Below are 13,513 nucleotides of genomic sequence, written 5' to 3' on the forward strand. Positions count from 1 at the left end.
CGTGGCCACCCAGTACACGCTGCGTGCGAAGCGCCGGAAATCGGCGCTTCGTACGCTGGCCTTCCTCTCGCCCTGGCTGATCGGGTTCGCGGTCTTCTTCGCGTACCCGCTCGTGTCGACCGTCTATTTCTCGTTCATGCAGTACGACGGCTTCACGCCGCCGACCTGGAACGGGTTCGACAACTGGTCGTACCTCTTCAACGACTTCCCGAAGTTCTGGCCCGCGATGCAGAACACCTTGTGGCTGGTCCTGGTGATGGTCACCTGCCGGGTCACCTTCGGGCTGGCCATCGGCATGCTGATCACCAAGATCAAGTCGGGTACGGGGGTCTTCCGGACCCTGTTCTACCTGCCCTACCTCGCCCCGCCGGTCGCGGCGACGCTGGCGTTCGTGTTCCTGCTCAACCCGGGGACCGGCCCCGTCAACTCCGTCCTGGAGTCGGTGGGGATCTCCGCGCCCAGCTGGTTCAACGACGCGGACTGGTCCAAGCCCGCGCTGACCGTGCTGGCCGTGTGGGGCATCGGCGACCTCATGGTCATCTTCATGGCCGCCCTGCTCGACGTGCCGAAGGAGCAGTACGAGGCGGCCGAACTGGACGGCGCCTCCCGCTTCCAGCGGTTCCGGTTCGTCACACTGCCGAACATCTCCCCGATCATCCTGTTCGCGGTGGTGACCGGTGTGATCGCGGCGATGCAGTACTACACCCAGCCGATCGTCGCCGCCAAGGTCGCCTCCGGGCGCATGGGCGGGTCCGGCCAGCCGTTCGAGCCCGGCTATCCGGAGGCGTCGACGCTCACCCTGCCCCAGCTCGTCTACAACGTCGGCTTCCAGCGCTTCGACTACGGCACCGCCTGTGCGGGGGCGCTCGTCCTGTTCGTCCTCGCCATGGCGTTCACCGCACTGCTCATGCGGCGCCGCGGCGGCCTCATCGGGACAGGTGACTGAACCATGGCCCAGCCGACTGAGAAGAAGAACCCGGCCGTGCCCACCGCACGGCCCGCGTCCCGGCCCGTCACACCCGCCCAGCGCACCGCCCGCCGCAAGGCCCTGCTGCACTGGATAGCCGTGCACTCGCTCGGCGTGGCGGCGGCCCTGTTCTTCCTGCTGCCGTTCGTATTCGTGCTGCTGACCTCGCTGATGAGCGACCAGCAGGCACTCACCCGCGATCTGTGGCCGCGGGACTGGAAGTTCGACAACTACCTCACCGTGTGGGAGACCCCCGGCTTCCTCACCTGGTGGCGCAACACACTGCTCTACGCGGGCCTCGGGACCGTGCTGTCGGTGGTGTCCTCGATCCCGGTGGCGTACGCGCTCGCCAAGTTCCGCTTCCGGGGCCGCAGGCTGTCTCTCATGCTGGTCATCTCGATGATGATGCTGCCACCGCAGGTCATCATCATCCCGATGTACCTGTTCTGGGCGAAGCAGATGGACATGTCGGGATCGCTCTGGCCGCTGATCATCCCGATGGCCTTCGGCGACGCGTTCTCGATCTTCCTGCTGCGCCAGTTCCTGCTGACGATCCCGGACGAGTACCTGGACGCGGCACGGGTCGACGGCTGCGGGGAGCTGCGGACCCTGCTGCGGGTCGTCCTGCCGATGGCCAAGCCGGGCATCGCCGCGGTCGCCCTGTTCCAGTTCTTCTACGCCTGGAACGACTACTTCGGACCACAGATCTACGCGTCCGACAACCCCGCCGCCTGGACCCTCAGTTACGGACTGGAGTCCTTCAAGGGCGCGCACCACACCAACTGGAATCTGACCATGGCCGCGACCGTGCTGGTCATGGCACCGGTCATCCTCGTCTTCTTCTTCGCCCAGAAGGCGTTCGTCGAGGGTGTCACGCTCACTGGAGTGAAGGGCTAGAACAACTGATGAAGCTCACCGTGGTCGGCGGAGGATCGACCTACACCCCGGAACTCATCGACGGGTTCGCGCGCTTGCGGGACACCCTCCCCATCGAGGAACTCGTCCTCGTCGACCCGGCCGCCGACCGGCTGGAGCTGGTCGGCGGACTCGCCCGGCGGATCTTCGCCAAGCAGGACCACCCCGGCGTCATCACCACGACCGGTGATCTCGACGCGGGCGTCGAGGGCGCCGACGCGGTCCTGCTGCAACTGCGGGTCGGCGGCCAGGCCGCCCGCAACGACGATGAGACATGGCCGCTGACCTGCGGCTGCGTCGGCCAGGAGACCACCGGGGCGGGCGGCCTCGCCAAGGCGCTGCGGACCGTGCCGGTGGTCCTCGACATCGCCGAGCGCGTCCGGCGCACCAACCCGGACGCCTGGATCATCGACTTCACCAACCCGGTCGGCATCGTGACCCGGGCTCTGCTGAGCGCCGGGCACAAGGCCGTCGGGCTGTGCAACGTCGCCATCGGCTTCCAGCGCCGCTTCGCCGCGATGCTGGACGTCACCCCCGGCCAGGTCCACCTCGACCATGTGGGGCTCAACCACCTCACCTGGGAGACCGGGGTACGCCTCGGCGGACCCCAGGGCGAGGACGTGCTGCCCCGGCTGATCGCGGACCACGGCGACGCCATCGCCTCCTCGCTCAGCCTGCCCCGCCCGCTCCTCGACCGGCTCGGCGTGGTGCCCTCGTACTACCTGCGCTACTTCTACGCGCACGACGAGGTCGTCCGGGAACTGGGCACCAAGCCGTCCCGGGCCGCCGAGGTCGCCGCGATGGAGAAGGAACTCCTCGCGATGTACGGGGACCCCGCGCTGGACGAGAAGCCCGCGCTGCTCGCCAAGCGGGGCGGCGCCTTCTACTCGGAGGCCGCCGTGGACCTCGCCGCCGCGCTGCTCGCCGGCGGCGGCAGCCCGTACCAGGTGGTCAACACCCTCAACCGCGGCACCCTGCCGTTCCTCCCGGACGACGCGGTGATCGAGGTGCAGGCGTCCGTCGGCCGGGACGGCGCGAGCCCGCTGCCGGTGCCGAAGCTGGACCCGCTGTACGCGGGGCTGATCGCGAACGTCACCACGTACGAGGACCTGGCACTGGACGCCGCGCTGCGCGGGGGCCGTGACCGGGTGTTCAAGGCGCTGCTGTCCCATCCGCTGATCGGCCAGTACGAGTACGCGGAAGCCCTCACCGACGAACTGATCAGCCACAACCGGGAGCACCTCACGTGGGCATGACCGGCTCCGTGCCCGGACCGCCGCCCCCCGCCGGGGCCGCGGTGCTCGCGATCGACGCGGGCAACAGCAAGACCGACGTCGCGGTGGTCCTGGCGGACGGCACCGTCGCCGGGACCGGCCGCGGCGGCGGGTTCCAGCCGCCGAAGGTCGGGGTGGAGGCGGCGGTCGACGTCCTCGCCGTGGCGGTACGGGCCGCGCTCGCCGAGGCCGGGACCGACTCCGTCGGCCATGTGTCGGCGTGCCTCGCCAACGCGGACCTCCCCGTCGAGGAGGCCCAGCTCGCCGAGGCGCTGCGCCGCCGGGGCTGGAGCGAGCGGGGCAGTGTGGACGTCCGCAACGACACGTTCGCCATCCTGCGGGCCGGGGTCACCGAACCCCTCGGGGTGGCCGTGGTCTGCGGCGCGGGCATCAACTGCGTGGGAATGCGGCCCGACGGGCGGACCGCGCGGTTCCCCGCGATCGGCAAGATCTCCGGGGACTGGGGCGGCGGCTTCGGGCTCGCGGAGGAGTCGCTGTGGCACGCGGCGCGCGCCGAGGACGGGCGGGGCGCGCCGAGCGCGCTGGCCCGTACGGTGCCGGCGCACTTCGGGCTGGACTCGATGCCCGCGCTGATCGAGGCGCTGCACCTCGGGCACATCCCCTTCGCGCGGTGGCACGAGTTGACGCCCGTGCTGTTCGCGACGGCGCTGGAGGGGGACGCGGTGGCCCGGTCCCTGGTGGACCGGCTCGCCGACGAGGTGGTGAGCATGGCCGTGGTGGCGCTGGGGCGGCTGGAGCTGCTGGACGAGGTGGTGCCCGTGGTGCTCGGGGGCGGGGTGCTGGCCGCGCGGCATCCGCAGTTGGACGAGGGGGTGCGGGAGCGGCTCGCGGCGCGGGCGCCGAAGGCGGTCGCGCAGGTGGTCTCCGCGCGGCCCGTGCTGGGCGCTGCGCTGCTGGGGCTGGACCATGTCCGGGCGGAGGCGGAGGCGTTCACACGTGTCCGCCAGCACTTCACGCCTGGGGCGCCCTGACCGGTCCCTGGGCTGGACGCACTTGTCCCCGCACAGGTCGCTCGTGGGGTGCGCAGTTCCCCGCGGGTCGCCTTCGCTCGCGCCGCTGGGTCTCCTGTGCTGGACGCACTTGTTCCTGTGCGGGTCGCTCGTGGGGTGCGCAGTTCCCCGCGGGTCGCCTTCGCTCGCGCCGCTGGGTCTCCTGTGCTGGACGCACTTGTTCCCGCACAGGTCGCTCGGGGGGTGCGCAGTTCCTCGCGCCCCTGGGGTCGCGCCCCTTACGGTTCCCGTTCGGGTGCGGGTGGTCCCTGGTTGCTCGCGCAGTTCCCCGCGCCCCTGGGGTTCCACACCTGGGCGTACCTGTTCCCGTGCAGGTACGTCCGGGGGTGCGCAGTTCCTCGCGCCCCTGGGGTCGCGCCCCTTACGGTTCCCGTTCAGGTGCGGATGGCCCCTGGTTGCTCGCGCAGTTCCCCGCGCCCCTGGATGCTGCCCTCTTACGGTCGCTCTTCGGGTGCGGGGCCGTCCTCGTCTTCGCGCAGTTCCCCGCGCCCCTGGGGTTCCACACCTGGGCGTACCTGTTCCCGTGCAGGTACGTCCGGGGGTGCGCAGTTCCCCGCGCCCCTGAGGTCGCGCCCCTTACGGTTCCCGTTCAGGTGCGGATGGCCCCTGGTTGCTCGCGCAGTTCCCCGCGCCCCTGGATGCTGCCCCCTTGCGGTCGCTCTTCGGGTGCGGGTCGGCGCCCACCTGGGGCTGCCGTCAGGGTGCGGGCCGGCATCAGCCCGGGGCCGGGGTTCAACCCCCCTCCTCGCGGACTCGCCCGGCTACGGGAGGGGGTGGGCGGGAATCTCTGCTCGCAGACTCCGATGCTCTTCAGTCCGGCAAGGACACGTCGTACCGAGCGTGTCGGATCGAGGACGGAGAATCCCGACCGGCCCCGACCCGAAGAACAAGCAGGGGGCGCCCCAAAGGGGCGCGGGGAACTGCGCGAAACCACCGAGCGACGGCACAGGAACGAAGTTCGCCCAGCCGGACAGGCCCGGGACGACCCGCACAGGGACAAGTGCGTCCCGCCGGACGGACCTGAAAGGCGCAAGCGAAGGCGACCTCGTGGAACCGATGGGGGCTGGGGGACGTATTCACCAAGGGGGGCACAAGATCGAGTCAATGCCGGTGCGCGGCACCGCTCGCACCGCGATACTTGCCGCACCGCACACGCGAGGAAACGCACACGGATGACCACGGGGGAGGTCGCATTGACGCAGACGCCGAGCCGAGGCGCGCAGCCGAACGGCACCGTACAGCCCGGCGCCCAGCCGCCCGTACCGACGACGCAGCCACCCCCGCCCGGCGCCCCGCCGCCCCCGCCGCCCCGCACGGCGTGGGCCGAAGGCGTGGACCGGCTGCGCGCTGCGGCGACGACGGAGCCCGGCAGGCTCAGGATCATCGGCGCCGTGCTCGCGGCGCTCGTACTCGCGTTCGGCGGGGTCACGGCCTGGCAGATGACGGACCGCGCGACCGCCGCGGACCACGTGCTGAAGCGCAGCCAGCCCCTCACCCGGGACGCGGCGGCGGTGTACCGCTCGCTGGCGGACGCCAACACCGCGGCGTCCAGCGGTTTCCTCGCGGGCGGCCAGGAGCCGCAGGAGGTGACCCGGCGCTACCGGCAGGACATCGAGACGGCGTCGGAGAAGCTGGCCACGGCGGCGACCAGCGCGGAGCCCGGCTCCGCGTCGGCCGCGGCGATCGCCGAGCTGAACCGGCTGCTCCCGCAGTACACGGGTCTGGTGGAGCGCGCCCGTGCGAGCAACCGCCAGGGCCTTCCCCTCGGGGGCGCCTATCTGCGGTACGCCAACGAGAAGATGCAGACGGAGATGCTTCCGGCGGCGGAGAAGCTGTACAAGGGCGAGAACACGCGCCTGCGGACGGACTACGACAGCGCGACGCCCTATCCGTGGGTGGCGCTGGCCCTCGGTGTGGTGGCGCTCGGCGCGCTGGGCTGGGCGCAGCGCCGCAACTACCGGCGCACGAACCGGGTGTTCAACCACGGGCTGCTCGGGGCGACCGCGGCGTCCACGGTGGTGGTGCTGTGGCTGGCCGTCGGCCACACCGTGGCGCGCTCGGGGCTCAACGACTCCTACGAGCACGGCGTACGCTCGCTGAACGTGCTGAACGACGCCCGTATCGCGTCGTTGAAGGCGCGGGGCAACGAGAACCTGACGCTGGTGAGCCGGGGCGCGGAGACGGTGAAGGTCGGCGACGACCAGGTCGACAAGTTCGATGTGGCGTTCGACGAGCAGATGGGTTTGCTCGCCGGTTCCGCGGGCACACCGGGTCTGCTGGCGCAGGCGTCGGAGCTCGCGGACGACACGGACGGCAGTACCCCGGTGTCGGACGCGACGGACGCGATGAAGGAATGGCAGAAGCGTCATGACGTGGCCCGTGAGCGGGACGACGCGGGGGACTACCAGGGCGCGTTGAACAAGATCATCGGCACGGGGGACGACAAGTCCACGGGCGAGTGCTTCGACGCGGTCGACGCCGCGCTGGACAAGGCGCTCACGCACGAGCGGGGCGAGTTCGAGAAGGCGGCCGAGAGCGGCCGGGGCGCGATGACGGGCCTGGCGCCGGGTTCGGCCGCGGGCGCGGTGCTGGCCGCCGCCGGCGCGCTGCTGGGTATCGGCCGCAGGCTTTCGGAGTACCGGTGAGAGGGGACGCGACGATGCGTGCGCGACGCGTGAGCCTGCGGGGCTGGGGCGGGGTCGCCGCGATGGCGGTGGCCTGTGTGCTGACGGCGCTCTTCGTCCTGCTGCCGGTGACCCGCGGCGGCGGGAGCGGTGCCCCCGCGCTGGGCGGCACGGGGGTGGCCGACGTCATCCGGACGAAGGCGGCGGACTGCAAGCCGGAGGCGTCGAGCCTGCGGCCCTCGACGTCGAACGCCGGGCCCACGGTGTCCGAGATCCGCGAGCGGGGCCGGCTGGTGATCGGCGTGGACCAGAACAGCTACCGCTGGGGCTACCGCGACCCGAACAAGGAGAGCGGCAGCCTTGAGGGGTTCGACATCGATCTGGCGCGGGCGATAGCCGACGCGATACTCCCCGAGGGCGGTACGGTCCAGTACCGGGCCATTCCGACGAACCAGCGGATACCCGCGCTCAAGGACGGGCATGTCGACATGATCGTGCGGACGATGACGATCACCTGCGAGCGCCTCAAGGAAGTCGACTTCTCGACGGCCTACTTCAAGACGGGGGTGCAGGTCTTCGCTCCGCGTACCTCGCCGATCACCGGTTTCAACGGCACGCTGGCCGGCAAGCGGGTCTGCTCGGCGACGGGCTCCACGGCCGAGACGGAACTCAAGAAGCGGAGCTTCGGCGCGGACATCTCGGTGACGGTGCCCAACCAGCTGGACTGCCTGGTGCGGCTCCAGCTCGGTGAGGTCGACGCGGTGGTGACCGACAGCGCGCTGGCGGCGGGTCAGGCGGCGCAGGACCCGACCGTCGAGCTGAAGGGCAAGCCGTACAACACCGAGTACTACGGCGTCGCGATGAAGAAGGGCGCGGACGATCTGGTCCGCCGGGTCAACCAGGTGCTGGTGGACTACCGGCGGGGCGACTGGCAGGAGTCGTACGACGACTGGCTGGCGGAGGACCTCGGCAAGGGCGGGAAGCCGCCCGAGCCGCAGTACCGCGACTGAGCGGGGGCACCGGCCCGCCGGACACCGACCGCACGGCCGGACAGGGGCGGCAGGGCCCGGCACCACGAGGGCTGAGCACCACGACGGCCGGGCACGACAGGGCACCGCAGGGCAGAGCACCGCAGGGCAGGACGGCGGCGGACCGGACCCGGTCCCCGGAGCGGCACGGAGAACGGCGAGGTGATCGATGGGCGGCACGGGTCCCGCTGGTCCGGTGATGGACCGGGACGAGGTGGACCGTGCGCTGGCGCGGCTCGGCGCGGAGCACGAGGCGATCGAGACCTCGCTCCTCGCGCTCCAGGACCATGCGGGCCGCAGGCTCCTCGAAGGCGCCCGGCTGACCGGTGTCACCCAGGAGCGGTGGGCCGTGACGGACGGCGCGATCACCCTGCTGTGGACGTACTTCGACCGCTACACGGAGGTGCTGCGGTCGGCGCGCGAGCTGCGGGCCCGCAGGCGCTGGTCGAACCAGGAGGATCTGACGCGGCTCACGGAGCTGCTGCGCGGGGAGAGCGTCACCGTGCCCGGCGGGCAGCCCGTCCCGGGCGGGCAGCCGATGCCGGCGATCACGGGCCCGGCGAAGCTGAGCAGCAGTTTCACCCTGGAGGACCTGGTCTCCCGGATGAACGACCTGTACGCGGCCTCGCTGGACGTGGTGGTCGCGGCGGACGCGGTGTGGTCGGCGCTGCCCGCGCGGATCGATCTGCTGGCGGCGGAGCTCCAGCGCACCCGCGGGCTCGCCCACTCGGTGGGGGTGCGCCCCGGTGAGCATCCCTCGGGCGACGATCTGGAGCGCATCACCCGCACGCTGACGGCCCTGCGGGAGCAGGTCGTGTCGGACCCGCTGGAGTTCTGGCGCCCCGCGCGCGGGAGTTCGGCGCCCGGCGGCGGCCGTCCGGACACCGAGCGGTACGACCGGGAGGCGCGCGCGCTGGACGAGGTGCGGCGCGAGATCGACGCGGTGCTGACGGTCCGTCAGGACGCGGAGTCACGGCTGATGCGGCTGCGGGACATCCTGTCCCGCGCGGACCGTACGCTCGCGGAGGCCCGTTCCGCGCGCGGGGAGGTGCTGGCGAAGATCGCGGCTTCGGAGGTCCCGGCCGTGTCGGGTCCCTCCACGGCCCTCCAGGAGCAGGTGTCGACGGCGGCGGAGTACCGTCGCCATGGGCAGTGGCACCGGCTGTCGCCGCTGCTGGAGGCGCTGGAGCGGCGCGCGGAGGACGAGTTGCTGCGGGCCCGTGAGTCGCTCACGGCGGTGACGGCCCCGCTCGCGGTCCGCGCGGAGCTGCGGGGCAGGCTGGACGCGTACAAGGCGAAGGTGGCACGGCACGGCATGGCGGAGGACCCGCTGCTCATCGAGCGGTACGACGTGGCGCGCCGGATGCTGTGGAGCGCGCCGTGCGATCTGCGGGCGGCGGAGTCGGCGGTGCTGCGTTATCAGCGGGCGGCGGCCGAGGTGCTGGTGCCCGCGGTGCCCGAGCAGAGCGGTCCCATGGACCGGAGGGGGGAGCGATGACCGAGACGACATGCCAGCGGCCCGAATGCGAGGGCCTGTACGAGGACATGGGCGGCGGTGAGCTGTACTGCGGCACCTGCGGTCTGGCCCCGGTGGTCGCGCCGGGCGGGTCCGGCAGCCGGGGCACGGGCGGCACCCGGGGTTCGCGCAGTACGTCGACCCGTGGTTCCCGGGCGTCGTCCCGTACCTCGTCGCGGTCGTCGGCGTCGCGCCGTTCGGTGTCCGGGCGGCTGTCGCGGTCGGTGTCGGGGCGGTTGACGGCCCGGTCGGTGTCGGTGCGCAGTTCCGGCGCGGCGGCGTCGGCGACGAGCCGGGGGCGGCTCGGCGCGGGCCTGGTCGAGGTGCCGGGGGTGCCGCGTCCCGATCCGCGTGTGATGGTGCTGGACAACCCGGAGGTCCCGGAGCGCAAGCGGTTCTGCTCGCGTTCGGACTGCGGGGCGCCGGTGGGCCGTTCGCGCGGCGAGCGGGAGGGACGTACGGAGGGGTTCTGCACCAAGTGCGGCCATCCGTACTCGTTCGTGCCGAAGCTGCGCGGCGGGGACATCGTGCGCGGGCAGTACGAGGTGATGGGCTGTCTGGCGCACGGCGGGCTCGGCTGGATCTATCTGGCGATAGACCGCGCGGTGGCGGACCGCTGGGTGGTGCTGAAGGGTCTGCTGGACACGGGTGACCAGGACGCGATGGCGGCGGCGATATCGGAGCGCAGGTTCCTCGCCGAGATCGAGCACGCGAACATCGTCCGGATCTACAACTTCGTCGAGCATCTCGACCAGCGCACCGGCTCGCTGGACGGGTACATCGTCATGGAGTACGTCGGCGGCAAGTCGCTGAAGGAGATCGCCAACGAGCGGCGGACCCCCACCGGCAAGCGCGACCCGCTGCCGGTGGAGCAGGCGTGCGCGTACGGCATCGAGGCGCTGGAGGCGCTCGGGCATCTGCACAGCCGCAATCTGCTGTACTGCGACTTCAAGGTCGACAACGCCATCCAGACCGAGGACCAGCTGAAGCTGATCGACATGGGCGCGGTACGGCGTACCGACGACGAGGAGTCGGCCATCTTCGGGACGGTGGGGTACCAGGCCCCGGAGGTCGCGGACGTGGGTCCGTCGGTGGCGTCGGACCTGTACACGGTGGCGCGGACGCTCGCGGTGCTGACGTTCGACTTCCAGGGCTACACGAATGTGTTCGTGGACTCCCTGCCCGATCCGGAGAACATCGAGGTCTTCCGGACGTACGAGTCGTTCTACCGGTTGCTGGTACGGGCCACCGACCCGGACCCGGCGCGCCGGTTCGCGTCCGCGCAGGAGATGGCGGAGCAGCTGACGGGTGTGCTGCGGGAGGTCGTCGCCGTCCAGACGGGTCGTCCCAAGCCCGCGCTGTCGACGCTGTTCGGCCCGGAGCTGAAGGTCACGGACACCGTGCTGTTCGGGACGGCCGGGGTGGAGGTGTCGCTGCTGGGCGAGCGGACCTCGGGCGGAGCGCGCGGCCGGACGGCCGTCCCCGGCACACCCGGCGGTACGGCGCTGCCCGGCGGCCCGTTGCCCGGCGGTACGGCGCTGCCCGGCGCACCCGTGCCCGCCGCCCTGGCCGCCCCCGTACCGTCGAGCGGCGGACCCGGCGCCACGGGAGCCGTCCCGGTCGCCGGTACCCCCGGCGCGGCCACCGTCCCGCATCAGGGCGGGGCGCCCGGGACCGGCGGCGGGCCGTCCTCCTCCGCCGCCCTCGCCCCGGCGCGAACCGGCACGCCGGTTCTTCCGCTGGGGGCGACCGCGGCGGCGCTGGCGCTGCCCGTGCCGCATGTCGACCCGCACGACCCCAACGCCGGTTTCCTCGCCGGTCTGATGGCGACCTCGGCGCCCGCCGAGCTGATCGGCGCGCTGCGATCCGCGCCGGGGACATCGCTGGAGCTGCGGCTGCGGGAGCTGCGGGCCCTGCTGGAGATGGGCGAGGCGGGGGCCGGGCGGGCGCTGGCCGCGCTGGAGCGGGACCACGCCGACGACTGGCGGGTCGTCTGGTACCGGGGTATCGGCTCGCTCGCGGCGGGCGACCACGAGACGGCGGCGCTGTCCTTCGACGCGGTGTACGACGCGTTCCCCGGCGAGCCCGCGCCCAAGCTGGCGCTCGGGGTGTGCGCGGAGGTGCTGGGTCAGCTGGACAACGCCGCCGAGTACTACCGGCTGGTGTGGACGACCGACCCGAGCTATGTCTCGGCGGCGTTCGGGCTGGCCCGGGTGCGGCTCGCGGCGGGTGACCGGCGGGGCGCCGTCCGGGTGCTGGAGTCGGTGCCGGAGTCCTCGATCCACTACACGGCGGCCCGGGTGGCGGCGGTCCGCGCCCGGCTGCGGGGGCGCCCCGGCGCGGGTCCGGACGAGCCGCTGCTGGACGATCTGACGGCCGCGGCGGGCCAGGTGGAGGCGCTGGAGGGCTTCGGTCTCGACGCGGTACGCCGGGAGCGGCTGTCGGCCGAGGTACTGGGCACGGCGCTGGACTGGGTACTCTCCGGTGGCCGGGGGTCCGCCCCCGCGGGCGCCGCGGGTGGCCGTACCGCGCTGCTCGGCAGTGAGCTCGACGAGCGCGGGCTGCGGTTCGGGCTCGAACGGTCGTACCGCACGCTGGCGCGGCTCGCGCGGGGCGGCGAGGAGAGGATCGAACTGGTGGAACGTGCCAACCGTTTCCGCCCCCGGACATGGGTGTGATTGATGTCGTCGGAGCAGCCCGAGTCGGCAGCCGGTTCCCGGTGCCCCAGGTGTGCGGAGCCGTTGGAGCCGGGTGACCGGTTCTGCGGGTTCTGCGGTCGCGGTGTGTCACCGGACGGGACCGGCCAGGAGGACCATCCGACCATCGCGATGCAGAGCCCCGGGGCCGTGGGCGCCGTCCCGGGTGCCCCGGCGGGCGCGGTGCGGTGGCCCACCGCGCCGGAGGTGGACAGCGCGGACACCCCCGCGCCGGTGCATCTGGCGACCGATCTCCCGGGCACCACGTCCGGCGGCGGCGAACTCCCCCCGGGGGAGCCCGCGTCCGACGGCACCGGCCCGCGCTACCGCACGGACGACCCGTCCGAAAGCCCCACCGGCACCGGCGACTACCCGCTGCCCGCCCCCGACCCCCGGGCCCGTCCCGCCGGCGAGGCCCCCGAGGCACCGGAAGCGGGGACGCCCACCGGTGAGGACCCGGGGCACGAGCCCGCCGCGCAGCCGCCCGCGGGGGCCGGCGCGAGCCCCCGCACCTGTGTCTTCTGCGGGGTGGGCCGAGTGGCCCTGGACGACTACTGCGAGCACTGCGGCAAGGCCCAGCCGAGGGAACGCGACCATATGGAGACGTCGTTGGACACCCTCGCGGCGGTCAGCGACCGGGGGCTGCGCCATCACCGCAACGAGGACGCGTACGCCGTGTCCCCCGCCACGCTGCCCGACGGCTCCCCGGCCGTGGTGGCGATCGTGTGCGACGGGGTGTCGTCGGCGAGCCGTCCCGACGAGGCGTCACTCGCGGCGTCCCGCGCGGCGAGCGCCCGCGTCCTCGATCTGCTGGCCCTCGGGACGCATCCGCAGGCGGCCATGCACGAGGCGATCCTGGCCGCGTCCGAGGCCGTCAACGCGCTGGCCGGGGACGGCGGCACGGACCAGGAGCACGCCGCCCACCAGAACGCGCCCGCGTGCACCCTGGTGGGCGCGATCGTCGCCAAGGACCTGCTGATCATCGGCTGGGTCGGCGACAGCCGCGCCTACTGGGTGCCGATCGACCGCGAGGGCCCGTCGGCGCGGCTCACCGAGGACGACTCCTGGGCGGCGCAGATGGTCGCGGCGGGCCTGATGAGCGAGGCCGAGGCGTACGCCGACGAGCGCGCCCACGCCATCACGGGCTGGCTCGGCGCCGACGCGTACGAACTGGAGCCCCACACCGTGTCGTTCAAACCGGACCGGCCCGGGATCGTCGTGGTGTGCACCGACGGTCTGTGGAACTACGCCGAGTCGGCGGACGAGATGGCCTCGGTGCTGCCGGTGGACGCGGCGGACCGGCCGCTCCAGGCGGCCCGGACGATGGTCGGACACGCCCTGGACGGCGGGGGCCACGACAACGTAACAGTGGCCCTGGTTCCGTTCCCGGTCCCCGGGCAAGGGGCAGGATCGGCCTGGGGCGGGGCGGCGGAGCGGACGGCCACCGGCGGTCCGTGACCGG

General features: G+C 72.7%; 9 protein-coding genes. All 9 read left to right on the top strand.

Features of this window, described 5'->3' with window-relative positions:
- Position 1 precedes the first annotated feature (1 nt).
- Positions 2 to 946 carry a carbohydrate ABC transporter permease gene (locus AB852_RS32385; protein WP_073793755.1) on the top strand — a complete coding sequence of 315 codons (945 nt, stop codon included), beginning with the start codon at positions 2 to 4 and terminating at the stop codon, positions 944 to 946.
- A 3-nt stretch (positions 947 to 949) separates the two neighbouring features.
- Positions 950 to 1,864: a carbohydrate ABC transporter permease gene (locus tag AB852_RS32390; RefSeq protein ID WP_073793756.1), complete on the top strand. Its 915-nt coding sequence runs from the start codon at positions 950 to 952 to the stop codon at positions 1,862 to 1,864.
- Between the two features lie 8 nt (positions 1,865 to 1,872).
- The gene (locus AB852_RS32395; RefSeq protein ID WP_073793757.1) at positions 1,873 to 3,138 is read left to right on the top strand and encodes a 6-phospho-beta-glucosidase; all 1,266 of its coding nucleotides are present in this window, start codon (positions 1,873 to 1,875) and stop codon (positions 3,136 to 3,138) included.
- A complete protein-coding gene (locus AB852_RS32400; RefSeq protein ID WP_073794348.1) occupies positions 3,135 to 4,148 on the top strand; it encodes an N-acetylglucosamine kinase in 1,014 nt (337 codons plus the stop codon). The genes AB852_RS32395 and AB852_RS32400 overlap by 4 nt, the downstream gene beginning before the upstream one ends.
- Positions 4,149 to 5,359: 1,211 nt before the next feature.
- The gene (locus AB852_RS32405) at positions 5,360 to 6,832 is read left to right on the top strand and encodes a hypothetical protein (RefSeq protein ID WP_073793758.1); all 1,473 of its coding nucleotides are present in this window, start codon (positions 5,360 to 5,362) and stop codon (positions 6,830 to 6,832) included.
- Positions 6,833 to 6,846: 14 nt separating this feature from the next.
- Complete coding sequence (locus AB852_RS32410) at positions 6,847 to 7,821, top strand: glutamate ABC transporter substrate-binding protein (protein ID WP_073793759.1); 975 nt, start codon at positions 6,847 to 6,849, stop codon at positions 7,819 to 7,821.
- Between the two features lie 187 nt (positions 7,822 to 8,008).
- Positions 8,009 to 9,337 (top strand): hypothetical protein, encoded by a 1,329-nt coding sequence (locus tag AB852_RS32415; RefSeq protein ID WP_073793760.1) that lies wholly within the window; start codon positions 8,009 to 8,011, stop codon positions 9,335 to 9,337.
- On the top strand, positions 9,334 to 12,033 hold the full coding sequence (locus AB852_RS32420; protein WP_073793761.1) for a serine/threonine-protein kinase: 2,700 nt from the start codon (positions 9,334 to 9,336) through the stop codon (positions 12,031 to 12,033). Before AB852_RS32415 ends, AB852_RS32420 begins: the two co-directional genes overlap by 4 nt.
- Before the next feature lie 3 nt (positions 12,034 to 12,036).
- Positions 12,037 to 13,509: a PP2C family protein-serine/threonine phosphatase gene (locus AB852_RS32425; protein WP_073794350.1), complete on the top strand. Its 1,473-nt coding sequence runs from the start codon at positions 12,037 to 12,039 to the stop codon at positions 13,507 to 13,509.
- Positions 13,510 to 13,513 lie beyond the last annotated feature (4 nt).

The sequence above is a fragment of the Streptomyces uncialis genome (assembly GCF_001905345.1).
GTDB classification, from domain to species: domain Bacteria; phylum Actinomycetota; class Actinomycetes; order Streptomycetales; family Streptomycetaceae; genus Streptomyces; species Streptomyces uncialis.

Bases quoted from the DNA above. Each gene is read 5' to 3' on its own strand.
- AB852_RS32390 (WP_073793756.1), top strand. From the start codon at position 950: ATGGCCCAGCCGACTGAGAAGAAGAACCCGGCCGTGCCCACCGCACGG.
- AB852_RS32395 (WP_073793757.1), top strand. From the start codon at position 1,873: ATGAAGCTCACCGTGGTCGGCGGAGGATCGACCTACACCCCGGAACTC.
- AB852_RS32400 (WP_073794348.1), top strand. From the start codon at position 3,135: ATGACCGGCTCCGTGCCCGGACCGCCGCCCCCCGCCGGGGCCGCGGTG.
- AB852_RS32405 (WP_073793758.1), top strand. From the start codon at position 5,360: ATGACCACGGGGGAGGTCGCATTGACGCAGACGCCGAGCCGAGGCGCG.
- AB852_RS32410 (WP_073793759.1), top strand. From the start codon at position 6,847: ATGCGTGCGCGACGCGTGAGCCTGCGGGGCTGGGGCGGGGTCGCCGCG.
- AB852_RS32415 (WP_073793760.1), top strand. From the start codon at position 8,009: ATGGGCGGCACGGGTCCCGCTGGTCCGGTGATGGACCGGGACGAGGTG.
- AB852_RS32420 (WP_073793761.1), top strand. From the start codon at position 9,334: ATGACCGAGACGACATGCCAGCGGCCCGAATGCGAGGGCCTGTACGAG.
- AB852_RS32425 (WP_073794350.1), top strand. From the start codon at position 12,037: ATGTCGTCGGAGCAGCCCGAGTCGGCAGCCGGTTCCCGGTGCCCCAGG.